Origin of the sequence: Bacillus cereus group sp. Bc031, from assembly GCF_027716265.1 — a bacterium.
Classification (GTDB): Bacteria; Bacillota; Bacilli; order Bacillales; family Bacillaceae_G; genus Bacillus_A; species Bacillus_A paranthracis.
This window is the reverse complement of record NZ_JAQFUL010000006.1, coordinates 12,833-38,219: the sequence shown is the minus strand read 5'-3', so window position 1 is coordinate 38,219 and position 25,387 is coordinate 12,833. Positions and strand designations below refer to the sequence as shown.

Here is a 25,387-nt window from a genome sequence, read left to right as displayed (position 1 = left end):
ACTCTATCTTAATCCTTATTTTGTATGATAAATAGTGAAGTCAAAGATATGAAAGAGGGATGAAAATGAGAGTTATGTCACTAATACGCATTTGGTTTGCACTTATGGTATGCATTATTTTATGTGTAGGATTTTTTTTAACTCTAAAATATTCCACTATATCAAAAGCAGAGAGAAAAACTACTCCATACAAACTTTTGTATACAAAACAAAGCAACATCCCTTATTCCAATTCCACAAAGAATGAAAAAAGGGTTATAAAAGGAATGCTTATTACGAAAGCTTCTAGTTCCGAGGCGTTGCTCCAGATTGCTGAAACGATTAAAAATCAGTATACAAATAAAAAAATCGATGAAATTACACTTTCTATCCACAATGAAAATAACGGTAATTACGAAGAAGAATTACCTTACGAACCTATTAGTAAAGGCAAAATAATCGTAACATACGATTCCGAATCCTTTGGCAGTACGAATATTGTACTTAACGAGTAATCTCATGTATCTCAACGGATATGGATTAATAGCTAATTAAGATAGACAAAAATCTCTACCGATTAAAATTTTGTTTTCATACAAAATAAGAGGCGAATTTTTTTATTCGCCTCTTTCTTTTACCAAAATGAAGGAATCCATTCTTTCACTTTATCAAGCCACTCTTGTTGCTCTTGTTTTCGTTGTTGTTCCTCTTCTTTCCTTCTCTTCTCTTCTTCTTTTCTTCGTTTTTCCTCTTCTATTGTAGTCAATTGTTTTTTATAATCAGCCTCAGATATGAGCGATAACTGAAATGCTTTTTGAGCTGGATTTGCGTTCGCTTTTTTCATAATATCCCGGAACATTGTCGTCGTAATTTGACTACCACCCGGAACATAATGATCGCTATCGGTTTTATCATATCCTACCCAAATCGCACCTACTAAATCTGGTGTGTATCCAACAAACCATGAGTCCTTTGCACCGGTGCTCGGGCCATTTACAATTTGAGTAGTTCCTGTCTTACCTGCCGTATCAACATTAGTAACTTTTGCCTTTTCGCCCGTTCCCTTTTCGACAACACCTTTTAATAAATATGTCATTTTTTGAGAAACTTTCTCACTCGTCACTCGTGTCTCTTTCTTATACCACTTTCCAAGCGTTTCACCTTCAGCATTTTGTATCTCCCTAATTGCATGAGCTTCCACTTGGACTCCGTCATTTGCAAATGTACTGTATGCTTGAGCCATTACAAATGGAGATGTCCCCACATGCATACCGCCTAAAGCAATAGGATACGTACGATCTTCTGGCACTAATGGAATACCAAATCGCTCTAAAGATTTCAATCCTTTATCTAATCCAATTTGTTCTAATAGCCACACAGCTGAAACATTATACGACTTTGCTACGGCTTCATACATTGTCACATCACCGTGAAAAGTATGATCGCTATTTTGTGGTTTATATTCTTTAATGTTAAATGGTTCATCTTTTAATATATCGTATACTTCATATCCTTGTTCTAACGCTGGTACATATACAGCCAAAGGTTTTAACGTTGAGCCCGGTTGTCTTTTTAATTGGGTTGCATGGTTAAACTGTAAAAACTGATACGGCCCTCTGCCTCCAACTAAAGCTGGTATACCACCTGTTTTGGGATTCATAAGAACTACACCCGTTTGCATGAGTTGATCTGAGCCACTATCTTTGAAATAACTATCATTATTCACAACGTCTTCTACGGCCTGTTGTTTTTTCGGGTCAAGCTCTGTATAAATACGATAACCACCTGCTAAAATTTCATTTTGTGTTAATTCGTACTTGTCCATCGCCTCTCTAACAATATAGTCTACATATTGAGAGTATTTTCCCTTGTATTTATCATCAACGCCACGTTTTAACACAAGTCCACTCTCTTTTTCTTTATTATACTGTTCGTCCGAAATATACCCTTGCTCTTTCATTAAACTTAATACGACATTACGTCTTTCAATTGACTTGTTAAAGTTTTTATAAGGTGAATACGCAGATGGTGCTTTAATCAAGCCCGCAATCGTTGCTGCTTCTGAAATTGTTAAATCTTTTACATCTTTATCAAAATAAGATTTAGCTGCTCTTTTTATACCCCAAGCACCTTCACCAAAATAAATTTGGTTCATATACATTTCAATGATTTCATCTTTCGTATACGTACGCTCTATTTTTTTTGTTAAAAAATATTCCTTAATTTTTCGAGAGTATGTGCGGTCTTGTGTCAGAAATACATTTTTCGCAAGTTGTTGTGTAATTGTACTTCCCCCTGCTACAACTTCTCCTGCTGTAATATTTTTAAAAACTGCACTTATAATTCCACTATAGTAAATCCCGTGATGGTTAAAAAATTCCTTATCTTCTACTGCAACAATGGCCTGAACCATAATATCAGGAATATCTTTCTTTTTTACGCCTTCTGTTTTAGAAGAAGCTAATTTAGTCGCAACTTCATTATTTGCATCATAAATTAAGGTCGGCTGCGGAACAGCTTGCTTTAATTCAGATATGTCTTGAATAGAAATTATTATATTTATAGCAATAAATAGAGTAGCGAGCAAACTTCCTAATACAATTAATGAATTACGAAGCTTCTTCCTCTTGTTGAACCACTCCTGCATTTTTTTTAAGTGAGTGTTCTTCAATTTCATTCGTTCACTTCCTTCGTTTGTTTACACTCTTCTTTTCAAAAGGAAGAATATACCTCCTTTTAAATTTATTATAATAACGTAGTCTTTCCTGTAGTGTAAAGCTTTTCTTTCACATTCATACTTTTTGCAAGAAAAGGACATTCTACAAGTAAGATATTCAATATTGATTATTAATATTATTAATACAACAATAAGAGTTATGTTAAGTTTTTGTAAACTTTTCGATAAAATGTTTTAAAAAACGACAGTTTTTTGTTAGAATTGACTAGCCAATATATTTTACATATATTACTTTTGTGGGGGTAACTAATAATGGTCTTTAAATCAAAAAAAGATAAATTTTCTGAAATGTTAATGAATGTTTCCGAAAATTTAAAAGAAGGCGCGCAGTTTTTCGTGGAGTATAAAATTAAAAATGCTAGCGATTTAAAAGAGTTTTCTATGCGCATGAAAGAGTATGAGTCAAAAGGTGACTCATTTATTCACGAAATCATTATGGAGCTAAATAAAGCGTTTATTACTCCTATTGAACGTGAGGACATCCTACAGCTTGCAATGAGTATGGATGATGTATTAGACGGATTAGATCATAGTGCTGGTCTATTCGAAATGTATTCTATTACAGAAGCTGATGAATACATGATTAAATTCGTAGAAGCAATTAATCAATGTGCGATTGAAATTGCAAACTCTGTTGAATTAATGTCTAACAAAAAATTAGTCGACATTCGTACAAATGCGATTAAGATTAAAGATTATGAATCACAATGTGATGATATTCGCCGTCACGCGATTAAGCACTTATTCTCTCGTGAAAAAGATCCAATTAAGATCATTCAATACAAAGAGATTTACGAAGAGCTTGAAGAAGTAGCGGATAGCTGCCAAAGCGTTGCAAACGTATTAGAAACAATTATTATGAAGAACGCGTAAGGAGTTTGATCATGGATACACTCTTGATACTGACCGTTTTAGTAGTCATTTGCGCTTTAGCTTTTGACTTTATTAATGGATTTCACGATACAGCAAACGCTATTGCAACGGCTGTTTCAACGAAAGCTCTAAAGCCTAGACATGCAATTATTATGGCAGCTATTATGAACTTTTTAGGTGCGATGACATTTACAGGTGTAGCAAAAACGATTACGAAAGATATCGTTGATCCGTTCGCTTTACAAAATGGTTCTCTTGTAATTTTAGCCGCTTTACTTGCGGCAATAGCATGGAATTTGATTACTTGGTACTACGGTATTCCAAGTAGTTCTTCGCATGCAATCATTGGCTCCATCGCAGGTGCAGCTATCGCTGCTGCTGGTTTTAGTTCATTAAACTTTAAAGGATTCATAAAAATTATTGAAGCTTTAATCATTTCACCAATTATCGCATTTGTTATTGGTTATATCGTATACAGTATTTTTAAAGTCGTCTTTAAAAACTTTAATTTAACGAAGACGAACAAAAACTTCCGTATATTCCAGATTTTCACTGCTGCATTACAAGCTTATACACATGGTACGAATGATGCGCAAAAAGCAATGGGAATTATTACAATGGCTCTTATGGCGAATAGTTATCATACTTCTAGCGACATCCCGTTCTGGGTACAATTATCTTGTGCCATTGCAATGGGTCTTGGTACTTCTGTCGGCGGATGGAAAATTATTAAAACTGTCGGTGGACAAATTATGAAAATTCGTCCTGTAAATGGTGTAGCTGCTGATTTATCATCATCTCTTGTTATTTTCGGGGCAACATTCATTCACTTACCAGTTAGTACGACGCACGTTATCTCCTCTTCTATTCTAGGGGTTGGTGCTTCTCATCGTGTAAAAGGTGTAAAATGGGGAACTGCAAAACGCATGTTAATTACTTGGGTTATCACACTTCCTATTTCAGCTTCATTAGCTGCTTTATTTTATTCTTTATTACACTTAATCTTTTAATTAAAAGTCGTCTTCCTTATTTTTCTAGGAAGACGACTTTTTTGTGAACAAAGCTTTTTCTCATGAAAAAGCGTGTATAATAATTGGTGGATAAGTTATATAGAGGAGTTGGCAATTTTGGAATACATCATGTTACTTTTCATCGGGCTAATCGCCGGGACAGTCGGGAGTCTAGTCGGACTTGGCGGCGGAATTATTATTGTTCCGTTATTAATCGGATTACATAGCCTGTCACCACAACTTGCAGTAGGAACTTCAATGGTCACAGTCGTTTTTACGGGACTATCTTCCACCCTTACTTATATGAAGCATAAACGAGTAGATTACAAAAGTGGACTTATTTTATTTATCGGGAGTGGCCCTGGTGGTATCATCGGCTCGTGGGCGAATAAATTTTTAAACCAAGATACATTTTCTTTATATTTTGGGATTTTTCTTATTTTTGTCTCCATTCTTCTTATGTTACGAGACAAATTAAAACCCCTTTCTTTATCAAATATGACTGTAATCAAGCGCTCTTTTACAGATAACGAAGGAAACACTGTACACTATCAATTCCCACCGCTTCTCGCTATCTTTATCGCCTTTATAGTTGGTTTTATATCTGGATTATTTGGAATTGGTGGCGGTGCTTTACTTGTTCCAGCAATGATGCTACTTTTTGCATTCCCAGCACATATTGCTGTAGCAACTTCGATGTTTATCGTATTTCTATCAGCAATTGTAAGTTCTGCAACTCACATCTCCCTTGGAAATGTCAGCTGGATTTACGCATTAATTCTTATTCCTGGTGCATGGATTGGTGGAAAAATCGGGGCATATATTAATACAAAATTAAGCGGTAACGCCGTAATTAATTTATTGCGTATCACATTAATTATTCTTGGGACTAGATTAATCATTACTTCTTTTTTATAACGCGTTCTTTTTAGAATGCGTTTTTTTATACACATGAATATAAAAATCCTCCTAAGAGAACAAATAAAATTAGACAAACACATAATAACATGTAATTGGAAATATGTACTTTCTTCACGTTGACCACTCCTATGACTGCGACTGTTATCTTTATGATAGCGAAAAAATAATTCAGTTGCAGTTACAAAGTGCTAACAATGCAAAATCATTTATTACAAATTTTATCCTTATATTTCATTTCTTTGTATATTCTATCGGTTTAATAAAAAAAGATGTCATATTGACATCTTTTTTAATGAAGAAGTGACCATCCCATAAAATCTTCATGTACTTGGCACGCCCTCTTATCGTTTCGATCATATAATTCAGCATAACTATCTGTTTCTTCATCATAAGCCATCGTATAAATAATTTGGCCGTCTACTTCAACGGATAACACGACTCCACCTTTCATCTCTTCTACATGAATGATGGCATTCGCTGGAATTCTCATATCCGTCATTTTTATCGCATCTAACAATATACTAAACCCCCTACAGCGTATTCATTGCTAGTACTATTACACACTAAATCGTATACTACTGTAATAGCATATATTTCGTCAATGAAATTGCTGTTGTAAAGTATATTATCTTTATACATATACGCTAAAATAAAAGAAATAGAGATGTTTAAATGGGGGGCTAACATTGATTTTACACAAAGGAGATGTACTATTCCGTCAAGGTGAGGACGGTCCTTTATATTTTATAAAAACAGGTTTATTAAAAGTAGTAAGGTTAGAAGAAAATGGAACACCATTTCTATTCAATATTATCGTTCCAGGAGAAACGATACCTCACCATTCTTTAATTTCACCGAAGGAATATCACGGTACAGCAATCGCTTTAATGAAAACAGAAGTTGAACCTATAATGAGTAATGAATGGTATAATCAACTTCAAGCGGATCCTGCATCATATGCAAATATCGCTATGCAATTACAGTCAAAATTAAGAATGATGCAGCAACGTATCGACCAATTGACGACCGTCTCTCCGAAAGAACGCCTTCATCGCTTACAAGAATGGTTCACACTATATTTAGGTGACATTCCTATATATGAAATATTAACGCAAACTGAAATTGGTCAACTGATCGGTATACGCCGTGAAACAGTAAATCGACTATTACGAGAACAAATAAAAAACGAGGTAAAATAACACCTCGTTTTTTTTGCTTCTTAAAGCTCAATTTATTGTAAACTTGCTGCTGGACCGAAAAATTCATAATGAATATGTTCTTGTTTCACACCTAAATCAGTTAGTACAGCATTTATATGTTTCATAAATGGTATTGGACCACAGAAATAAAACTCTGCTTCAGTTGTCGGAATAATAGTTTGTAACCATTCTCTTTCAACAAAACCTTCTTTATCAAAGTTCTTCATTTCTAAATCTTTTTCAGTTGGTGCAGAATAACAAGTATATGCTTTAACTTGTTCATATTCATTATCTACTGCCTCAACGTGTTCTTTCATTGCATGTGTATTACTATTTATCGCTGCATGAACAAAACATACATTACGTTTTGAATCTTGTTCAATTAACGTATTTAGCATACTCATCATTGGTGTAATACCTACTCCACCACTAATTAAGACAACTGGTAAAGTTGAATCCATATTTAATACGAAATCTCCTGCTGGTGCACTTACTGGTAACATATCGCCTTCTTTTACATGATCATGTAAGTAATTAGATACTTTACCATCCGGCGTATCTATACCTTTTTCTTTCTTTACACTAATACGATAATATTCTTTTCCAGGAGCATCTGATAAGCTATATTGACGATTATGTGTATATGTTTCACCTTCGATATTTATTTGAACCGTTACATATTGTCCTGGGATGAATGAAGAAACTTTCCCTCCATCTTCAGGTTTTAAATAAAATGACGTAATAACATCGCTTTCCTTCACTTTTTTAACAACTACAAAGTTACGGAAATCTTTCCATCCACCTTCTTTATGTGCCGCTTCTTCATACATCTCTGCTTCAATGCTAATGAATGCATCAGCAATGACACCATACGCTTCTCCCCATGCGTTTAATACTTCATCAGGTGCACCTGCGACCTCTTTAATTGCACGTAATAAACATGTACCTACAATCGGATAATGCTCTGCTTTAATACCTAAACTTCTATGCTTATGACCAATTTGTTTTACAACTGGAATAATAGCTTCTAAATTATCAATGTACGTTGCAGCTGCATAAACAGCATTCGCTAACGCTTGTTGTTGTCTTCCCTTTTTCTGATTTGTATGGTTGAAAATATTCAATAACTCCGGATGTTCCGAAAATAAAATTTCATAAAATCTCGTTGTAATTTCAACGCCTTTTTCCTGTAATAATGGTACTGTTGACTTTACGATTTCAATTGTTTTTTCACTTAACATTGTATCCCACTCCTCTATTTCCTTAACTGTTTTTAGTTTAACTGAATTGTATAATACAGATTGTGATTTTAATCACTATTAACACGGTGTTTTTGTGAAAAATATATGAACATTGAACTTACAAAATAAAATAAGCCAACTAGAATGCTAGCTCGCTTATTATTTAGACTGTATCGCTTGTTCAATTACCCTTATATCTTTCCCATCTCCAACTTCTGTATACCCCCAGATGTTCGTTTCACCCCTATATTTATTTACAATAATGTCTAAGTCATGGTATACGCGATGTGCATACACTACATACTCAATATTTTGGAGCTCCACACCTTTTTTTACAATTTCATAGCTTCTATTTACATCACGTTTTATTTTTTCATTCTTTATGTCTGTATGTATATTTTTTAACGATAATTCTTGTTGTTGAAACCATTGTTTAAATTGGTTCCAGTCCCCTTCTGTATAATTCTCTGCTTTGCCATAATTTAAGAAATTATTATAACTTTCATGTGTCATACGAATAAAATCTAGTACTTTTGTCTCTTCTTGCACATCTTCTATTTCAGCTGTTGTACTTACCTCAGCGGGCTTATTCGCATAATGTAATAATACTTTCATAAGACTATAGCTCGCAATGATCATTACGATAATAATCACGAATACATTTAACAATTTCTTCATATACAGAACTCCTTCTCTACTAAAGATATTACAATGTATGACTATACTTGTAACATTCTCTCGTAGAAATATAATTCCTGTATAAATTCTTCCTATCATTTCGACAATATTCTTTTATACATTTCTCGTTGGCAAATGTTCTTGTAAAACAATATATCCTTCATAAGCTGCGTAGCCAAGTATAGCCATTAATCCGATATAACAAGCAAATACCGTCCATTTCGTTTTTGTATCCACTTTATAGTAGTTTTCCTGTTGTCTCTTTTCCGCATCCCATTCCTCTAATTTTCTTTCTGACATTTCAAATGCTTCTCTTATATGGATGGTATGTGTTTCTTTTTCATCTTCATACGGGACGTAATCCAGTGGCTCAAACTTCGGTAACAAATACTCTAACACTTCAATCTTTTGAAATTCTCCTGTTTTTAATTCTTTCTCTCTTTCTTTTTGCCTTAATACATTTATTTCATGTTGCATCATATATATATATATATTTCGATGCACAGCACCAGTTTCTTTTAACTCCTCTTCAAGCCTTGCAACATATTCTTTCATTCCATCAATTTTATATCCTAATTCCTTAATTGGCTCATCTCTTTTTATTACTCTATACAATTCCATACAGCCGATAATAACAATAAATCCTCCCAAAATACTTTTAAAATAAATTGAATACCCAAGTAATAAAACAAGCCCCGCTCCCAAAATTTTCGTACTTACAACTGAAATAATCCGTCCCCCGTCTAACGGAGAAACCGGAATTAAATTAAAGAAATTAATCATACTTCCGAGTAAAATAATGAGCGCCCAAAACGGCTCTTTCGTTATCATATAAAGTGGAATAGCCGGTAAAAATGAAAGTAATCCGAAAAGAGGTCCCATATAGGCAATATATGCTTCATCTTTTGCATTTTTAGGCATCTCTTTCATTCCAATAAGAGCGCCCATAAATGGCCCATTTCATGAATAAACAACAAATAAATGAGCGCTACCCCAAATTTCCAACCATATATAACCGCGTACGCACCAAGTGATAGAAACATACTAAATACCGTTGAAAACTTTGCTAATTTAAAAATTGCAAATACCCACTTTAACTTAGAAAGTAAAAATAGCCCTATTGCAACAAGAATTCCCCATAATCCTTTTTTATTATTTTTCATATTCCTCTCCTTTATCTTTCATTAATGAATCATATACATTCATCAAAGCTTGTTCTTTTCTCTATTATGACATATTTTTTTCTATTGTTAGAAATAATGTTTATATAATCCATTTTTAGCCAAAAATATAAATAAAAGGAGGTGCACACAATTGAATTTACAATCTCTCATAATAGGCGCTCTATCGTTTTTAGCTTCAACTCTTATTTTTTATACTGTTAGTTACGTATTATTATTAGATTTGTTGCCCAATCACGTATTTATTGCCCTTATCATCCTTTCCGCTCTTATGATTTCTTTCCTTATTACACGAAAATCAATGAATGAGCCATCTGCAAAAGCAAAGTAATAGAGAGGGGCGTCCCCTCTCTATTATCATTTCCTAGGAAAGTACATATAAAATTGACAAATTTTTATTCATCCCAATCCGTAAGGACTAAATAAAGATTCACTTTACCTTTGTAAATTCATTTTTTCACCATACTCTTTAACAATTTGAATAATATTTTGAAAAACACCTATTTTTTCTTGTTTACTATTTAATATTTTTAAATCATAATTTTCATAATATGTTTCTAATGACTTTAATTGTGATTCTGAAGCACCTTGTACCGGAACAGTAGCATGCAATTCATACTGTTTATATCCTTCCTTTACCTTTTCTCCTAAGATTTTTTCACTCTCTTTTGCTCCAATTAATTTTTGAACTTTTTCTGGAAAAATAACCTGCAAATAGTATTTTTGTTCCTTCTCTAACTTGTTGTATAGTGATTGTGAAATCGTATACCGTACTGTATAATTCACTTTTTGATCGCCCGCTTTAATATGAAACGCGGTAATCTGCAAATCTTTTTTCGTTACTTCCGTTAAAGGACCGACTTGTATCTCATCTTCTTTTTGTTCTGATACATTTGGAAATATAGCCAAAAGCTTTTCTGTATCTTTTTTATTCAGCATATACATAGCTTTCTTATGTTGTATCCATCCTCGTCTATCCTCTCCTCTTAGCCATGCATAATATGTTTCCTTTTTCCCATCTCTACTAATTTGTATTTCATATTCAGGTTCACCGAAGCTACCTGTTATTTCTTGTTTTTCAGCTTTATGTATAATGTCTATTACTACATTAGCTTCAGATTCCTGTAACTTTTTCTCTTTATCTTTTTTTTGTATAACGGTTACCTCTATTGTTTCTTTCACTTCATTCACCGTCTCTTCCACTTTTTTTGTTTCTTTTTTTTGCTCAACTTGACTACAAGATGCTAGTAACATAGCAAATAACAACAATACATATTTCCTTTTCAACTGAATCCTCCTTTTACAATAAGAAATTCTTATAATCTTCATATAAAAAACAAAAACGTGACACACTATAAAATACGCTATACTAAGCATTGAAAGGAGGTCTTTTTCATGCCCATTAATTTTCACGATGCAAATAATAAATACACATACGCACAGCGAAACGCCCATATTTCTTGGAGAGAAATGATAAAAAATATTACAGACATACAAAACAAACGAATAATTGATATCGGCTGTGGTGGCGGGATTTATACGAAAGAACTTGCTCTTATGGGAGCAAAAAGTGTTGTTGGGCTTGATTTTTCAAAAGAAATATTACAAGCTGCAAAAGAAAACTGTAGTGGATTTTCAAATATTTCATTCATTCACGGTGATGCACATAGTACTCCATATCCTAACGATACATTCGACATTGTTATTTCGCGTGCGGTTATTCATCATTTGCAAGACATTCCTACATTTCTACGTGAAGCTTCTCGTATATTAAAGAAAAACGGTGTACTTATTGTACAAGACCGAACCATTGAAGATTGTACAATTCCTGGAAGCCCTGAACACATTCGTGGATATTTTTTCTCTATATTTCCGAAACTTATCGAAATAGAATCAAAAAGACGACCAAAAACCACCACGATACAACAAGAATTACAAAAATATTTTCTTCACGTGTTCCCCACTCAAACACAATGGGAAGTACGAAAAATACATGAGTCTGTCGAAGCATTATTGCAAGATTTATCCCCCCGAACAGGTCGATCCATTCTATACGAATTAACAGATTATGAACTTTCTCAACTTCTACAACAAGTACAGACTGCCTTACAAAACGTTTCTCCTATTATCGAAAGGGATAGGTGGACCATTTGGAGCGCCATGAAGTTGTAAGGAAGGAAGCCTCACAAAATAATGTGAGGCTTCCTTCTTTCATAATCTAATTTTGCAACACTCTTGATACCCTCCACTTCTGGCCTGTGCACTTCCACACTTCGGACATACTAAATATCTAGACTGATTTGTCAACAAACTACCTTTTTGAAAGAGTAAAACTTCTGCTTGTTTAAACGAACGCGAATAATATAACCACATAAAACCAATTATAGCAATAATGCCAAATAATACTCCCATCGCAAGCATTCCAGTCACCTCTTTTGGTTTGTTCTTTCCAGCAAGTGGATTGTTGTATTATTCTCTGTAAATTCAAATAATCCCTTCTTTACTCCTATAAATATCAACTTTCTCCGCAAACTTTACAATTCTCTACAAATTTTTACTCCCAATTTACATCCCCCTTTACCTCAAAAAAAGAATATTACCTCAAATAATTCCGCATATAAATATATCTTTTTCAAAAAAATATTGACTTTCAAAAAAAAACATGTAACAATACTGTCAGAATACTTGAATAAAAATTCATTGACGAGAACGAGTACGTTATAGGACTGTCCCCCAGAGAGTTGGCGATTTGCTGAAAGCCAACGTTCAGTGCATAACCGAAAATCATCTCCGAGAAGTAGAACCGAATGTTATAGTAAGTTCTTACCGGCTGTCCCCCGTTACAAGGAACACGTATCATGTTGTACGTTGTAAAGCCGTATACATATAGACTCATTTCTACATGTATAAATTAGGGTGGTATCGCGGGTAAATATAACTCGTCCCTTTCTTTAGGGACGAGTTTTTTGTGTTCTTACAAATGAATGTAAAAAAGGAGGAAAAACAATGAACACTGTATCAAAAAAACATATTTTTTTCACGGGTCTTATGCTATTTTCTTTATTTTTTGGGGCAGGTAATTTAATTTTCCCTCCCATGCTTGGACAAAATGCAGGTGAAAACTTTTGGCCGGCAATGATTGGATTTTTACTAACAGGAGTCGGTTTACCACTACTAACTGTTATCGCAATTTCTCTATCAGGAAATGGTATGCAACAACTTGCAAGTCATGTTCACCCATTATTCGGAATATTCTTTACGGTAGTTGTATACATTGCCATTGGTCCTTCTATGGGTATTCCACGCGTTGCAAATGTCGCTTATGAAATGGGTGTAAGTTCTTTCTTACCAGAAACAATCCGTTCTAGCAGCCTAGTGCTATTTGTATATACAATCATATTCTTTGCTATCGTATATTGGCTGAGCTTGAATCCATCTAAACTTGTAGATCGCATTGGAAATATATTAACACCTATTTTATTACTCTCTATTTTCTTATTGTTTGTTAAAAGTGTATTTACACCACTCGGGCAATCAGGACCAGCGATGCAAGAGTATCAAACTTCCCCGATTTTCAAAGGATTTATGGAAGGATACTTAACGATGGATACCATTTCAGCACTTGCATTTGGAATTATCGTTGTAAATGCTATTCGCTCTAAAGGTGTGAATGATCGTAAATCCATTGCCATCGCAACAGCAAAAGCAGGACTTATTGCCGCTACTGGTCTCGTACTTGTATATGGTGCGCTTGGCTGGCTCGGTACAACTAGCGTCTCGCTCGGATATGCAAAAAATGGCGGACAGTTACTTACTGTTATCGTACAACAATTATTCGGTCCATACGGCTTACTTCTACTAGCTCTAATCGTTACACTCGCTTGCTTAACGACATGTGTTGGACTCGTATCTGCATGTAGTCAATATTTCTCAACATTATTGACTAAATTTTCATACAAAACATTCGCAAGTATCATTTGTGCTTTAGGGTTACTAGTTGCTAACTTAGGTTTAACAAAAATCATTGCCATCTCTGTTCCAATTCTACTCGTTGTATATCCAATTGCAATCGTACTTGTTCTACTATCGTTACTTCATAAATATTTTGGTGGATATCGTTCTGTTTATGTAGGTGCTTTAATTGGAGCAGCTATAGTGAGCGTATTTGATGGATTAAAACAAGGGGGTATTTCAGTTTCATTTATCACATCATATTTTGAATTTATCCCTTTATATAATGAAGGCATAGGCTGGCTAGTACCTGCATTAGCTGGAGCTCTTATTGGCCTTGCAATCGCTAAGCTAAGTGGCGCGAAAAAAGTTCACTTACTAACCGAATCTTGTGAAGTAAAAGCATCCTAAAAAAACTCCCAAAAGGGAGTTTTTTACTTTTGATAAGCAGTATGATTAAAACTGCTTATTTTATACGCTTTCGTATAATAGTCAATATTTGTATCCACTGTTTCTACTTTGACAACATCGTAGCACTCTTCTTGCTTTATTAAAAATAAATAGTACTCTTCTGTCGCCTCAACAATTGCAATTTTATCTGTTTCAACATTATATTGTTCACAAAGCGCTTGTAATGCGTTCACATAATCCCCTAATTTTTTTGATTTATCCATGCCAAATATCGTTTGAACTAGCATATACATTCTCCCCTTTGTATGTACTGTTAACAACTAAATGATAACGCTTACATTCATTAGCGTCAATAAAAAGATTTTGTACAAACTAATAACCAGTGGGGACCACCCCACTGGTTAAAATTTCACTTTCTCATTTCGTCAATTGATGTCGAAACGCATAAATAACTGCCTGTGTCCGGTCACTTACATTTAGCTTATTTAATATATTGCTCACATGTGTCTTTACTGTTTTGAGGGCAATAAACAACTCGTCTGCAATCTCTTGATTACTTTTCCCCTCTGCAATTAATAACAAAATTTCAGACTCTCTTTCTGTTAACTCCTCATGCAAAGGTTGTTCTTTCTTCTGACGCATACGAGACATCATTTTACCAGTAACTTTCGGCTCTAATACCGTTTCTCCATCATAAGTAGCTCGTACAGCGTCTGCTATATCACTCGCTCTTGATGTTTTTAATAAATAACTTGTCGCTCCAGCCTCAATAACAGGATACAATTTCTCATCATCTAAAAAACTCGTTACAACTACAATTTTTGCTTCTGGCCATTCTTGAATAATAGCACGTGTTGCTTCAACACCATCCATCTCATCCATGACAAGGTCCATCAAAATAATATCCGGCCTTAATTGCAAAGCTAACTCTGAACCTTTTCTTCCATTTTCAGCTTCTCCAACTACTTCAATATCTGGCTGCGTTGATAAATATGCTGATACACCCATTCGAACCATTTCATGATCATCCACTAGTAATACTTTAATCATGATTCTCCCCCTCTCTCAATCATAATCGGTACTTTTACTTCTATTTGTGTACCTTTATTCGGAAAACTAAGTACCTTTAATGTCCCACCAATTTCATGAACACGCTCTTGTATTGACCTTAATCCGTAAGAACCAGCCTTATTCACTCCTACTTTAAAACCTACACCATCATCAATAATTTTCAATATTGCATATTGATCAATTTTTCGAAGACGCACTTCCGTTTTCTTTGCCTTCGCATGACGTAAAGTGTTAGATAGCGCCTCTTGTACAATGCGGAATAAGTGATCTTCTACACCTTTTTTTAATTGAATCGGTTCAATTAACCATTCAATTTTCATATGTTGCTTTCTAGATAGTTCTGTTAATAATTCTTCTATACCTTCTGTTAGTTTCTTACCTTCTAACTGTACTGGGCGTAAATGAAGAAGCAATGCTCTCATCTCTGATTGTGCATTTACAACCATATTTTCAACGAGCTGTAACTGCTTTTTCGTCGTTTCTGGAAATTCAGCTACTTGTTCATTAATAGCCGACATCATCATCGACATTGCAAAAAGCTGCTGACTTACAGAATCATGCAGCTCCCTCGCCAATCGATGCCTTTCTTGGGAAATCGCTTCTTGTCTCATCTCTTCATTCCAATGAGCTCGTTCATTCGTTACTTTTTGAAAGAGTCCAGCTTGCTCCTCTAATCGACGAGCCAGACCGATTACTTTTCGTTCCACTTCATGAAATTCATCATCTGCAGTAAACGAAACATCGCTTGGAAAATTCCCTCGCTCCACTTCAAATAGAAACGTATTTAACCCTTGTATACGCTGCTCTATATAGTAACCGATTGCATATCCTACAATTCCCCCGATAAGTAAACTTGTAGTCATAATAAACAAGCCAATTGGAACAGAAGCGATGGATTCCTTCCATAATAAATCATATACTTGTTGCTCACTTTTCCATACATATACAATTGTACAAATAAGTGCGATACTAACTGAGGACAACATAGAATAACGAATATACATCCACGAAATATTTTTTTGTTTCTTCATTATACTTTCCTCACTTCCGTATCGCCTACGACAAGCGAAGAAATAATTTTAATACGACGAGGAGCCTCTTTATACTGCTCTGTTCTAAATGTAACATTGCGGTTAAACCCTGTTTCCTCATGACCTGGCAAGAGCACACGTCCGACAATAACAGAATGATTTAAAGACAGTTCAATATCATATGGCACATATAAACGAATATTACCAACGACACCCCGAATAACAATTACCGTTTCTCCTTCTGGAATCATGGCAGTTGTTAAATCTATTTCCACATCACAAGCACCATATTGAACATTTATATCCTCAAGTTCATAAATATGATCCATCATTCGTACATTGCCTACAAACATATTTTTCAAATATGGTTCTGTACGATATATTTGCTTCTCTTCGTCTATAATCCCTTTTTCTTTAATTTCAACCTTCATTGCCTTTTGCTTATGTCCTTGTTGAATCAATTGATAACCAATTAAAGCTAAACAAGCAAATACGACAAGAACAAATGCTGCCGATGAAAATAAGAAGAATAAAAATACGATACCACCAATAAATAAAAATACATTTCCCCGTACATAACGATTCTTTTTACGATAATGTCTTCCAAACATAAGCATAATAAATGCAAAAATGAGACCACCTGGTTCAAAATGTCCAAGTATCATATCAAGAAAAAGACCGAATCCAAATATGATGAGGAGCATCCCCATTAATTGTGTCTTTGAAAAATGTTTCTTCATTTCAGCTCCCCCCTTCTTGTCACATATACATAGAAGAAAAGGCATTGCTTTCCAACACCTTTTCTCCTATCACTATATCATAAGCCTGTTTTATAATATACTACTATTATTTTGTTAACTCTTTCGTTAACGATACATCATTCTTTTCTTTCATTTCACGCTCAAGCTTTGCAATCTTCATATCAAATGTATCACGTTCATGCTCCTCGTTCATACGAGTTTCTAAGTCACGAATATGATCTTCAATTTCTTCAAAGCGTAAGAATGGATTATTTTCATCCATTTTATGCATCGCAGTATTCATACGACGATTTGCATGTGCCATATTTTCACGTGCCATTAATTCCATACGTTTTGCGTGCATTTCTTTTAATTTATTTTTCATTTCAGAAAGACGACGCTCTAACTCATCAATTTGTTCTACAACACCTGTATACATTTCTTCTAATCGAGTTACTTGCCCTTCATAATAAGCTACTTCTTCTAATGCACGCTCATGTAGTTGTAATTCGCCTGCTTCTTGAGCGATGATCGCTTGCTTAGATCTTTTATTCACGAAATAACGTGCTTGCTCAAGCTCACGAGCAAAGTTAGATTTTAATGTTTTATGACGCTGAATTAACTTCTCAATTTTTGTTATTTCACGCTCACTATCACGTAAATATTGGTTTAACATAGCAATTGGATTTTTTCTTTCTTTCTCATCTAACACATTATGAAAATCTGCTAAAATTGCATCGCGTACACGTCCGAATAAAGATTGTTTCATTATAATCTTCCTCTCTTCTACTTTATAAATTTGATTGATTTTATATTAGTTTTTCATTAACTTGTTCCACTCATCTTCAAAGTTGCTATATGGTTTAGAACTTTCTGGAGCAGAATCAACAACTACATCTTTTTCTTTTTTCCACTCACGGTATCCGTAGTATAAAACTACTAATGCTGCAATACCAATTAATGCTGGGGAATGAGAAAGGGCGATGGACAAGCCGATCAAACCAACAATACCCCAAGCTAACTTTCCAAAAAATGATTGTGCTCGCACAAATGATTTATAGCTCCAGTACACAACTCCTGCTCCGATTGCGAATCCTACAATACCAGCAAGACTACCAAGAGCAATTAAAGCTAAAATACCAGCCGCGATAAACGCTAGAAATTGTTTCATCTTGTGCTTGCCTCCCTTCGATTTGATACTCTTATCTTAACTATTTTTTCTTTTTTCCATAACGAGCTTAAGAACCGTTTTTAACTCAGACTTAAGACCGAGTTGCATTCAGCCTTTTGTAAAAACATACGGTAGCATGGGATCATTCACTCTTTTCCCGCACATAAAAAGCCGTACAGAGAACATTCTCTGTACGGCTTTCGTTACTTTTCATACACTTCATTTTCATTATGCTGTTTTATGATACTCTTTCTTTTCCGCTACTTTAGAAAACCTCGGGAAACCAATTAATATAGAAATGATTCCACATACTCCAACTAAGATTGGATAAAACGCATATGGTAACAGTTCAATTGGAGATAACGCCGCAAATCCTGCTGCTGTTAACATTTGCGCACCATACGGAATTAACCCTTGCACACAGCACGAGAAAAGATCTAATACACTCGCTGATTTACGAGGATCAATTTCATATTGATCTGCAATGTTTTTCGCAAGCGGACCTGTAAAGATAATAGAAATGGTATTATTCGCTGTACACATATTCGTCATACCTACTAAACCAGCTATACCGAACTCTGCTCCTTTTTTTGAACGAATGTTACGCGTTAAAATATTCATTAAATATTGAATGCCACCATTATATTGAATCAATTCGACCATACCGCCAATTAAAATAGCGAGTAATACTAACTCCATCATACCGCCCATTCCAGTCGTTACACTTTTAAAGAAACTCTCTAACGTATAACTTCCATCTAAAAGACCGATAACCCCAGATAGTACAGTTCCACCAGTTAACACGATAAGTACATTCCAACCAAGTAGCGCTGTAATAAGTACTCCTGCATACGGTAAAATCTTTATCCAGTCAAAGCTATGCGTTTTAATCTGCGTATCACTTCCTAAAGTAATGATTACTAATAGTACGATTGTAATAATAGCCGCTGGTAATACAATTAAAAAGTTCGTTTTAAACTTATCTTTCATTTCTGTTCCTTGTGAACGTACAGCTGCGATTGTTGTATCTGAAATAAATGATAAATTATCACCAAACATCGCTCCGCCAACAACAGTAGCCATCGTAAGTGCAATTGAGATATCAGTTTGCCCACTAATACCTACAGCAATTGGTGCTAATGCAGCAATTGTTCCCATTGAAGTTCCCATCGCTAATGAAATAAATGCTCCTATAACGAAAATGCCAGCTACGATAAATCCTTGTGGTAAAATTGATAGCGCTAAGTTAACTGTAGAATCAACGCCACCCATCCCTTTTGCTGTTTCAGAAAATGCTCCTGCCAGTACAAAAATTAGAACCATAATCATAATGTCTGGGTTCCCTGCACCTTTAGCAAATCGTTCCACTTTTACATGAAAACTTTCTTTACGATTCATTGCTAAAGCGACTCCTACAGCAATTGAAATTGCTACAAGTATCGGCAATTTATAGAAATCACCTGTAATAATTCCAGAACCAATAAATAGCGCCAAAAATATCCCAAGTGGTAATAATGCCAAACCATTTCCTCTCGTTTCTTTCAAAGTACCATCTCTCCCTAGTTTCAACCTTTTTTTTATGAATAACAAAAGACCTCTTCCAACGAGAAGAGGTCTTATACATCTATAAGAAACGCTCTTCTCATCTTTCAAGCATATGCTTGCTGGATTTGGCACAGCACTCTGAAATCGAGTCCGCTGCCGAGGCATCGTAGGGCCAGTCCCTCCGCCTCTCTTTATAAGAAGGTTTCATATTTATTTTTTAATAATAATTTCTTCCCTAACTTTACTCGCTTACAAAACAAAAGTCAATTATTTTTTGTATAGATTTTTTTGGTAATTATACAAAAATTTGAATACAATAATCATTTTAACTTTTTGATTTCTTCTTCCAATATTGAAATCCAATAAAATTCATTATTTTTTATTGCAGCTATAATCCACTTTGTAGTGTACCAAGCTAACTCATACTCTTCTTTTGTAACATCGCCACTTTTATAAGCATCCTCTAACTCATCTTCATCCAATACATAGATTTTACCATTCGGTAATAATACTACATCTAAATATAAATCATCAAAATACGGTAAACCACGCTCGTCTATTTCATAGTCTTTCGCCACATCGATATAATATTGCACTAATTCCTTTTGATCATCTAACATAGCAGTAATCGCAAAGTTTTTCTCGTCTATGAAATATTGAATCCACGTATACTGATTGCCAGCAATACATAGCTCTTTACCGTCATATTCTTTACAACTAGGTTCTCTCACCTTTTTTATTTCCAGTATTCCTAGCATTCCTTCTTCTATTTGCTTAACCGTATAATCCTTCTCTAGTAGTCGCTTCCACGAAGAACCGTCACCATATTTACGTTTCATTACGTCTGCTCCCCTTCTATATAGAAAAGCCCCCACATATTATGTGAGAGCTTGTTCAAATTATAATTAAGCTGCTTGCTTATTAGAAATTTCTTTCAAGTAGGCTTGTCCTTTTTCAGCGTCATATTGACCTTCCCATTTAGACATAACTACAGCTGCTAAAGAGTTACCTACAACGTTAACTGCTGTACGAGCCATATCTAGAATACGGTCAATACCTGCAATAAACGCTAAACCTTCAGGTGGAATACCTACTGTACCAAGTGTCGCTAATAATACAACGAACGATACGCCTGGTACACCTGCGATACCTTTTGATGTAACCATTAATACAAGCAATAATGTAATTTGTTGTGTAATGGATAAATCAATACCGTACATTTGCGCTAAGAAAATAGCCGCAATTGCTTGATATAAAGTTGATCCATCTAAGTTAAATGAATAACCTGTCGGAATAACGAAAGATGTAATTGCTTTCGGACAACCGAACTTCTCCATCTTCTCCATGATTTTCGGTAAAACTGTTTCTGAACTCGCTGTAGAATATGCTAAGATCAGCTCGTCTTTTAAAATCTTAAAGAATTGGAAAATGTTAATTCCAAATATTTTCGCTGTAAGTCCTAAGACAACTACAACGAAGAAAATCATTGCCCCGTATACTACAATTAATAATTTCCCTAATGGAATTAACGAAGCAAGGCCAAATGTAGAAACTGTAACTCCAATTAGTGCAAACACACCAAATGGTGCAAATTTCATAACTTGATTTGTTACGTAAAACATCGCATCAGCTACACCTTGGAAAAATTGAAGAACCGGTCTTCCTCTTTCACCAATTGCTGCTACACCTAAACCAAATAATACAGAGAAGAAGATAATAGCAAGCATATCTCCGTCAGCTAATGACTTTACAATGTTTGTTGGAACAATATTTACAAATGTATCTGCAAACGAATGACTTTGTACTTGCTCTGTCGTATGTGTATATTTCGAAATATCTGTCTTTGTTAACTGCTCCATATTTACGCCTTTTCCTGGTTGGAAAATATTCGCAATTAATAGACCGACAATAATTGCAATTGTTGTAATAATTTCAAAGTAAATAATTGTTTTTCCGCCTAGTCGACCTAATTTTTTAACATCGCCAACACCAGCAACCCCAACAACAATACTTGCTACAACAATCGGTACTACAATCATTTTAATTAGTCGGATGAAAATATCACCAATTGGTTGTAAGTAACTCACCACTGCTGGATTGCCAAAGAAAATCGCACCAACCGCAATACCAAGCACAAGTCCTATTAATATTTGCCATGCAAGTCCTATTCTTTTCATATTTGTTGTAACCCCCTCTTCGATGTGTCACTCTACCTCTCATTCTATATCTATAAAACTTGAAATTAAGAGTATTACATATTATTCGACAATTCACTACATTTGTCCCTGTTAAAAATCATAAATCAAAATTTAAAATCTGACAACAAAATAAGTTTGCCCGAACGCAAATAATTTTCTTGACAAAAATAAAACCCATGTCAGAAAACCTAACATGAGAACGATTCCTTACTAGTATTTTATTGAGTTTCCAAATTAAATTTCACTACATAAAATAGACCTAATTATTCCTTTATTTAACAAAACGTAATCCAGAACACACCTTTGTTACACAAATTAAGAAAGAGAATCACCATTACAATTACCGTAAAAAAATGATAAATTCCGACAAAACTTAGTAATTTTATAAAATTTTCTTTACATTATGGTTACAACGATAGACACTCTTCTTCTTATGATATATAACATTCATAGGGAAAGGAGCCAGACAACCATGAAAAAGAAATTTGTAGCGTTCAGCGTTTTAGCAGCAGGAACGATTTTTGCTTCCCCGTTACTTTCACCCGCATACGCTGAAACGAATCAAGATAAATTATCTAATATTCAATCTGAATTAGAAGGAAAACAAAATGACTTACAAAATAAATCAGCCGAGAAAGAACAAATAGAAAAAGAAATTCAAGAATTACAAAAGAAAATCGACGATTTAACTACTTCTATTAATAAAAACGAAGCTGAATTAAACGATACAAAAAAAGAAATTAGTAAGACACAACAAGTAATTACTGAAAAAAAGAAACATATAGAGCAATTACAAACAAACATAGATACGCGTCAGGAAGTTATTAAGCAACGACTGCAATCTATGCAAGAAAAACCTCGCACAAATATCATTACGGAAGTATTAACAAATTCTGCAAACATTGCTGATCTTGTTGATAATATGTACTCTGTCAGTTTAATTTTAAATAATGATACTGATATTGTGAAAAAACAAACAAATGACCAAGATGCTGTGACGAAAGAAAAAGAGGCTGTTGAGAAAAAAGAACAACAACTGAAAGAATCCGAGCAAAAATTAGAACAAAAACAACAAGAATTACAAAACAACCAACAACAGCAACAAACTCTTATTAGCGATCTACATACGAAAGTAGCAAAAGTAGATTCAGAGATTGAAGGATTAGAAGAATCTAAAGGTATTTTAGAAAATCAGCGTCAAGCTGTTCAAAAGGCAATTGAAGAAGAAAAACGCGCAGAAGAAGCTCGTAAAGCTGAGGAAGCTCGCAAGGCGGAAGAAGCTCGTAAACAAGCTGCTACATCTGCTCAAACAGCTCAAGCGGCCCCAACACCACACGATACAAACATCGGAGGATTTATTAAACCAGCAGCTGGATCAAAAACTTCTGGTTTTGGCGTACGCTCTATAGATAACCATAAAGGAATCGATATCGCTGCTTCAGGAACTGTTCCAATTATTGCCGCTGCAGATGGCGTTGTTATTCGCTCAGAATTATCATCTAGTTACGGAAATGTTGTGTACTTATCTCACCGTATTAACGGAAAAACATATACAACAGTATATGCTCATATGAGTAGCCGTTCTGTATCAAATGGACAAACTGTAAAACAAGGAACTCAACTTGGATTTATGGGGAATACTGGCCAATCATACGGACAACATTTACACTTCGAACTTCATCTGGGAGAATGGAATGTCGGCAAGACAAACGCAGTTGATCCATCTCCTTATATCGGATTATAAAAAAACTCGGTGCATACCGAGTTCTTTTATTTCCACTTCACACACTATAGGCATTCTACATAGACTATAACTAAATGCCTATAGTTTAAGGGGTGAATTATATGAATACACAATTACAGCAAGAAATACAAGAAGCTAGAGAGACTTTTATTGGCCGGATATTTACATTTGGTGGCTCAGTTTTATTTTTAATCGGATCATTCCTCGCAGTCATCACAGCCTACAAAGCATATAATCGCTTACTAAATACACCTACAACATAATAAAAAGACGGAGATTTCTCCGTCTTTTTATTATGTAAACATTTTAAATACACCTATCACATTTAAAAATACAATAATTACAGTTACTGGAATAACATAACGAAGTAAGAAGAACCAAATATTAAATAATGTTTTCCCTTTCGTTTCCGTAACTTCTAATTCTTTCATTAACATTTCTTTACTCATTTTATTTGGTACGAATAGCGAAATAGCTAGTACCCCTAACGGCAGCAATACGTTACTTACTGAGAAGTCGACTAAGTCAAAGAATGTTTTCCCAAATATTTTCACATCACTCATAATACCAAACGATAACGCTGACGGAATTCCAACCGCAAAAATTAGAATACCAATTAATAATGATGCTGACGGACGCTTTTTCTCATTATCTTTCGCAACAGATGCTACTACAATTTCAAGCATGGAAATCGCAGATGTTAGCGTTGCAAAGAAGAATAACACCAAAAACATAATGAAGAAAAATTGTCCAAATGGTATTTTTGCAAATACCGCTGGAAGGACGATAAATAGTAACCCCGGTCCTTCAGTCGGCTTAACACCTAATGCGAAAATCGCTGGGAAAATCGCTAATCCTGCAAGTACTGTAATAAAAACAGTTAAACTTACAATAGATGTTGCTGATTTTGCTAAATGTTCTTCTTTCTTCAAATAAGAACTATACGTGACCATTACCGAGGCCCCAACTGTTAGCGAGAAGAATGATTGTCCCATCGCGTATAAAATCGTATCTGCTGTCAGCTTTGAAAAATCTGGTTTTAAGAAGAACTCTACCCCAGCAAAAGCACCATCCAGTGTTAACGCACGAACAATAATTGCAATAAACAAAATAAATAATAGCGGCATCATATACTTACTTGCTTTTTCTATCCCTTTCTCTACACCTTTACTTACAACAAAAATCGTACAAAGCATAAAGACAAATTGCGCTCCAATCGCGCTTACTGGATTTGAAATCGTCTCACCGAATAATTGCCCATAATCAGTCACTCCATTCCAGAAACTTCCTGTCACACTATAGTATAAGTAAAGTAAAATCCATCCACCTACAACACTATAAAAAGATAGTACACTAAAACAAGTAACAACTCCCATACGACCAATCCAAGGATATAACTTGCTATTTGGCACCAATACTTTATACGCTGTAACTGCCTCTTTTTGCGTACTACGTCCAATAACAAATTCAGCTAAAAGGAGTGGCATACCTATAAATAAAGTTAATAGTAAAAATACAAGGAAGAATGCGCCTCCCCCGCCATTACCTGCAACATATGGAAATTTCCATATTGCACCAAGACCTACTGCGGCTCCGGCTGCTGCGAGTACAAAGCCTATTTTCGACGTCCATTGCTGTGTTTCTTTCATCATAAATTCCCCTTTTCTGAATATTTAAACTTTTATCAATTATACACTTTCATTTCA

General features: G+C 34.7%; 26 protein-coding genes, 1 pseudogene, 1 riboswitch and 1 other annotated feature. Of the genes and pseudogenes, 10 read left to right on the top strand and 17 right to left on the bottom strand.

Annotated features, from left to right (window positions below; translation table 11 throughout):
* Positions 1–65 precede the first annotated feature (65 nt).
* Positions 66–494: a hypothetical protein gene (locus PDQ33_RS03935; protein ID WP_270754860.1), complete on the top strand. Its 429-nt coding sequence runs from the start codon at positions 66–68 to the stop codon at positions 492–494.
* Between the two features lie 119 nt (positions 495–613).
* On the opposite strand, the gene PDQ33_RS03930 is transcribed toward PDQ33_RS03935, so the two are convergent.
* Positions 614–2,656 (bottom strand): transglycosylase domain-containing protein, encoded by a 2,043-nt coding sequence (locus PDQ33_RS03930; RefSeq protein ID WP_000769282.1) that lies wholly within the window; start codon positions 2,654–2,656, stop codon positions 614–616.
* A 312-nt stretch (positions 2,657–2,968) separates the two neighbouring features.
* Here PDQ33_RS03930 and PDQ33_RS03925 point away from each other — a divergent pair, with 312 nt between their 5' ends.
* The 3 genes from PDQ33_RS03925 (at position 2,969) to PDQ33_RS03915 (ending at position 5,517) form a co-directional block, all read left to right on the top strand.
* On the top strand, positions 2,969–3,589 hold the full coding sequence (locus PDQ33_RS03925) for a DUF47 domain-containing protein (RefSeq protein WP_000231448.1): 621 nt from the start codon (positions 2,969–2,971) through the stop codon (positions 3,587–3,589).
* 11 nt (positions 3,590–3,600) lie between these two features.
* Entirely contained in the window at positions 3,601–4,599 is a 999-nt protein-coding gene (locus tag PDQ33_RS03920; protein ID WP_000380271.1) for an inorganic phosphate transporter, read from the top strand.
* Positions 4,600–4,716: 117 nt separating this feature from the next.
* Complete coding sequence (locus tag PDQ33_RS03915; protein ID WP_000455758.1) at positions 4,717–5,517, top strand: sulfite exporter TauE/SafE family protein; 801 nt, start codon at positions 4,717–4,719, stop codon at positions 5,515–5,517.
* Positions 5,518–5,809: 292 nt separating this feature from the next.
* Here PDQ33_RS03915 and PDQ33_RS03910 read toward each other — a convergent pair whose 3' ends face one another.
* Positions 5,810–6,037, bottom strand: a complete 228-nt coding sequence (locus PDQ33_RS03910) for a hypothetical protein (protein ID WP_000882907.1) — start codon at positions 6,035–6,037, stop codon at positions 5,810–5,812.
* A 169-nt stretch (positions 6,038–6,206) separates the two neighbouring features.
* Here PDQ33_RS03910 and PDQ33_RS03905 point away from each other — a divergent pair, with 169 nt between their 5' ends.
* A complete protein-coding gene (locus PDQ33_RS03905) occupies positions 6,207–6,719 on the top strand; it encodes a Crp/Fnr family transcriptional regulator (protein WP_000600591.1) in 513 nt (170 codons plus the stop codon).
* Between the two features lie 32 nt (positions 6,720–6,751).
* Here PDQ33_RS03905 and hmpA read toward each other — a convergent pair whose 3' ends face one another.
* The 3 genes and pseudogenes from hmpA to PDQ33_RS03890 form a co-directional block, all read right to left on the bottom strand.
* Complete coding sequence (hmpA, locus tag PDQ33_RS03900) at positions 6,752–7,960, bottom strand: NO-inducible flavohemoprotein (RefSeq protein WP_000947704.1); 1,209 nt, start codon at positions 7,958–7,960, stop codon at positions 6,752–6,754.
* Positions 7,961–8,119: 159 nt separating this feature from the next.
* Entirely contained in the window at positions 8,120–8,638 is a 519-nt protein-coding gene (locus tag PDQ33_RS03895; protein WP_071741635.1) for a hypothetical protein, read from the bottom strand.
* A gap of 114 nt (positions 8,639–8,752) precedes the next feature.
* Positions 8,753–9,801, bottom strand: a pseudogene (locus PDQ33_RS03890) (site-2 protease family protein).
* Positions 9,802–9,952: 151 nt separating this feature from the next.
* Between PDQ33_RS03890 and PDQ33_RS03885 the strand changes: the two are divergent.
* A complete protein-coding gene (locus PDQ33_RS03885) occupies positions 9,953–10,150 on the top strand; it encodes a hypothetical protein (protein ID WP_001053353.1) in 198 nt (65 codons plus the stop codon).
* A gap of 104 nt (positions 10,151–10,254) precedes the next feature.
* Here the strand turns inward: PDQ33_RS03885 and PDQ33_RS03880 are convergent, their stop codons facing one another.
* Positions 10,255–11,106: a hypothetical protein gene (locus tag PDQ33_RS03880; RefSeq protein ID WP_270754865.1), complete on the bottom strand. Its 852-nt coding sequence runs from the start codon at positions 11,104–11,106 to the stop codon at positions 10,255–10,257.
* Between the two features lie 108 nt (positions 11,107–11,214).
* Between PDQ33_RS03880 and PDQ33_RS03875 the strand changes: the two genes are divergently transcribed.
* Positions 11,215–11,991, top strand: a complete 777-nt coding sequence (locus PDQ33_RS03875) for a class I SAM-dependent methyltransferase (protein WP_001122122.1) — start codon at positions 11,215–11,217, stop codon at positions 11,989–11,991.
* Between the two features lie 39 nt (positions 11,992–12,030).
* On the opposite strand, the gene PDQ33_RS03870 is transcribed toward PDQ33_RS03875, so the two are convergent.
* Complete coding sequence (locus tag PDQ33_RS03870; protein WP_000880630.1) at positions 12,031–12,240, bottom strand: hypothetical protein; 210 nt, start codon at positions 12,238–12,240, stop codon at positions 12,031–12,033.
* A gap of 270 nt (positions 12,241–12,510) precedes the next feature.
* Positions 12,511–12,769, top strand: a binding site (T-box leader).
* 56 nt (positions 12,770–12,825) lie between these two features.
* Here PDQ33_RS03870 and brnQ3 point away from each other — a divergent pair.
* A complete protein-coding gene (gene brnQ3, locus PDQ33_RS03865; RefSeq protein WP_270754867.1) occupies positions 12,826–14,181 on the top strand; it encodes a branched-chain amino acid transport system II carrier protein BrnQ3 in 1,356 nt (451 codons plus the stop codon).
* Between the two features lie 23 nt (positions 14,182–14,204).
* On the opposite strand, the gene PDQ33_RS03860 is transcribed toward brnQ3, so the two are convergent.
* The 9 genes from PDQ33_RS03860 to gltP form a co-directional block, all read right to left on the bottom strand.
* Positions 14,205–14,474, bottom strand: a complete 270-nt coding sequence (locus tag PDQ33_RS03860) for a DUF3992 domain-containing protein (RefSeq protein WP_001997062.1) — start codon at positions 14,472–14,474, stop codon at positions 14,205–14,207.
* 124 nt (positions 14,475–14,598) lie between these two features.
* Positions 14,599–15,231 carry a response regulator gene (locus PDQ33_RS03855; protein ID WP_000598709.1) on the bottom strand — a complete coding sequence of 211 codons (633 nt, stop codon included), beginning with the start codon at positions 15,229–15,231 and terminating at the stop codon, positions 14,599–14,601.
* Positions 15,228–16,283, bottom strand: coding sequence for a sensor histidine kinase (locus PDQ33_RS03850; protein ID WP_000744320.1), 1,056 nt, complete (start codon positions 16,281–16,283; stop codon positions 15,228–15,230). The genes PDQ33_RS03855 and PDQ33_RS03850 overlap by 4 nt, the downstream gene beginning before the upstream one ends.
* On the bottom strand, positions 16,283–17,023 hold the full coding sequence (liaF, locus tag PDQ33_RS03845) for a cell wall-active antibiotics response protein LiaF (protein WP_000716087.1): 741 nt from the start codon (positions 17,021–17,023) through the stop codon (positions 16,283–16,285). The genes PDQ33_RS03850 and liaF overlap by 1 nt, the downstream gene beginning before the upstream one ends.
* 106 nt (positions 17,024–17,129) lie before the next feature.
* The gene (locus tag PDQ33_RS03840; RefSeq protein WP_000814144.1) at positions 17,130–17,792 is read right to left on the bottom strand and encodes a PspA/IM30 family protein; all 663 of its coding nucleotides are present in this window, start codon (positions 17,790–17,792) and stop codon (positions 17,130–17,132) included.
* Between the two features lie 45 nt (positions 17,793–17,837).
* Positions 17,838–18,194, bottom strand: coding sequence for a lmo0954 family membrane protein (locus tag PDQ33_RS03835; protein WP_000808648.1), 357 nt, complete (start codon positions 18,192–18,194; stop codon positions 17,838–17,840).
* Positions 18,195–18,422: 228 nt separating this feature from the next.
* Positions 18,423–19,739: a Na+/H+ antiporter NhaC family protein gene (locus PDQ33_RS03830; RefSeq protein ID WP_000665478.1), complete on the bottom strand. Its 1,317-nt coding sequence runs from the start codon at positions 19,737–19,739 to the stop codon at positions 18,423–18,425.
* A gap of 94 nt (positions 19,740–19,833) precedes the next feature.
* Positions 19,834–19,939, bottom strand: a riboswitch (SAM riboswitch).
* Positions 19,940–20,059: 120 nt separating this feature from the next.
* Complete coding sequence (locus PDQ33_RS03825; RefSeq protein WP_000824677.1) at positions 20,060–20,578, bottom strand: DUF402 domain-containing protein; 519 nt, start codon at positions 20,576–20,578, stop codon at positions 20,060–20,062.
* 66 nt (positions 20,579–20,644) lie between these two features.
* Positions 20,645–21,916, bottom strand: a complete 1,272-nt coding sequence (gene gltP / locus PDQ33_RS03820) for a glutamate/aspartate:proton symporter GltP (RefSeq protein WP_000821149.1) — start codon at positions 21,914–21,916, stop codon at positions 20,645–20,647.
* Positions 21,917–22,409: 493 nt separating this feature from the next.
* Here gltP and PDQ33_RS03815 point away from each other — a divergent pair, with 493 nt between their 5' ends.
* The gene (locus tag PDQ33_RS03815; RefSeq protein WP_000726431.1) at positions 22,410–23,681 is read left to right on the top strand and encodes a murein hydrolase activator EnvC family protein; all 1,272 of its coding nucleotides are present in this window, start codon (positions 22,410–22,412) and stop codon (positions 23,679–23,681) included.
* Between the two features lie 101 nt (positions 23,682–23,782).
* Entirely contained in the window at positions 23,783–23,944 is a 162-nt protein-coding gene (locus PDQ33_RS03810; RefSeq protein WP_001095993.1) for a hypothetical protein, read from the top strand.
* 30 nt (positions 23,945–23,974) lie between these two features.
* On the opposite strand, the gene PDQ33_RS03805 is transcribed toward PDQ33_RS03810, so the two are convergent.
* Positions 23,975–25,330: a sodium-dependent transporter gene (locus PDQ33_RS03805; protein WP_139264492.1), complete on the bottom strand. Its 1,356-nt coding sequence runs from the start codon at positions 25,328–25,330 to the stop codon at positions 23,975–23,977.
* Between the last annotated feature and the right edge of the window lie 57 nt (positions 25,331–25,387).

Coding starts and splice junctions, on each gene's coding strand:
- PDQ33_RS03840 (WP_000814144.1), bottom strand. CDS start 17,792: ATGAAACAATCTTTATTCGGACGTGTACGCGATGCAATTTTAGCAGAT.
- PDQ33_RS03805 (WP_139264492.1), bottom strand. CDS start 25,330: ATGAAAGAAACACAGCAATGGACGTCGAAAATAGGCTTTGTACTCGCA.
- gltP (WP_000821149.1), bottom strand. CDS start 21,916: ATGAAAAGAATAGGACTTGCATGGCAAATATTAATAGGACTTGTGCTT.
- PDQ33_RS03870 (WP_000880630.1), bottom strand. CDS start 12,240: ATGCTTGCGATGGGAGTATTATTTGGCATTATTGCTATAATTGGTTTT.
- PDQ33_RS03825 (WP_000824677.1), bottom strand. CDS start 20,578: ATGAAACGTAAATATGGTGACGGTTCTTCGTGGAAGCGACTACTAGAG.
- PDQ33_RS03835 (WP_000808648.1), bottom strand. CDS start 18,194: ATGAAACAATTTCTAGCGTTTATCGCGGCTGGTATTTTAGCTTTAATT.
- hmpA (WP_000947704.1), bottom strand. CDS start 7,960: ATGTTAAGTGAAAAAACAATTGAAATCGTAAAGTCAACAGTACCATTA.
- PDQ33_RS03860 (WP_001997062.1), bottom strand. CDS start 14,474: ATGTATATGCTAGTTCAAACGATATTTGGCATGGATAAATCAAAAAAA.
- PDQ33_RS03855 (WP_000598709.1), bottom strand. CDS start 15,231: ATGATTAAAGTATTACTAGTGGATGATCATGAAATGGTTCGAATGGGT.
- PDQ33_RS03925 (WP_000231448.1), top strand. CDS start 2,969: ATGGTCTTTAAATCAAAAAAAGATAAATTTTCTGAAATGTTAATGAAT.
- PDQ33_RS03810 (WP_001095993.1), top strand. CDS start 23,783: ATGAATACACAATTACAGCAAGAAATACAAGAAGCTAGAGAGACTTTT.
- brnQ3 (WP_270754867.1), top strand. CDS start 12,826: ATGAACACTGTATCAAAAAAACATATTTTTTTCACGGGTCTTATGCTA.
- liaF (WP_000716087.1), bottom strand. CDS start 17,023: ATGAAGAAACATTTTTCAAAGACACAATTAATGGGGATGCTCCTCATC.
- PDQ33_RS03815 (WP_000726431.1), top strand. CDS start 22,410: ATGAAAAAGAAATTTGTAGCGTTCAGCGTTTTAGCAGCAGGAACGATT.
- PDQ33_RS03850 (WP_000744320.1), bottom strand. CDS start 16,283: ATGAAGAAACAAAAAAATATTTCGTGGATGTATATTCGTTATTCTATG.
- PDQ33_RS03875 (WP_001122122.1), top strand. CDS start 11,215: ATGCCCATTAATTTTCACGATGCAAATAATAAATACACATACGCACAG.
- PDQ33_RS03935 (WP_270754860.1), top strand. CDS start 66: ATGAGAGTTATGTCACTAATACGCATTTGGTTTGCACTTATGGTATGC.
- PDQ33_RS03895 (WP_071741635.1), bottom strand. CDS start 8,638: ATGAAGAAATTGTTAAATGTATTCGTGATTATTATCGTAATGATCATT.
- PDQ33_RS03930 (WP_000769282.1), bottom strand. CDS start 2,656: ATGAAATTGAAGAACACTCACTTAAAAAAAATGCAGGAGTGGTTCAAC.
- PDQ33_RS03920 (WP_000380271.1), top strand. CDS start 3,601: ATGGATACACTCTTGATACTGACCGTTTTAGTAGTCATTTGCGCTTTA.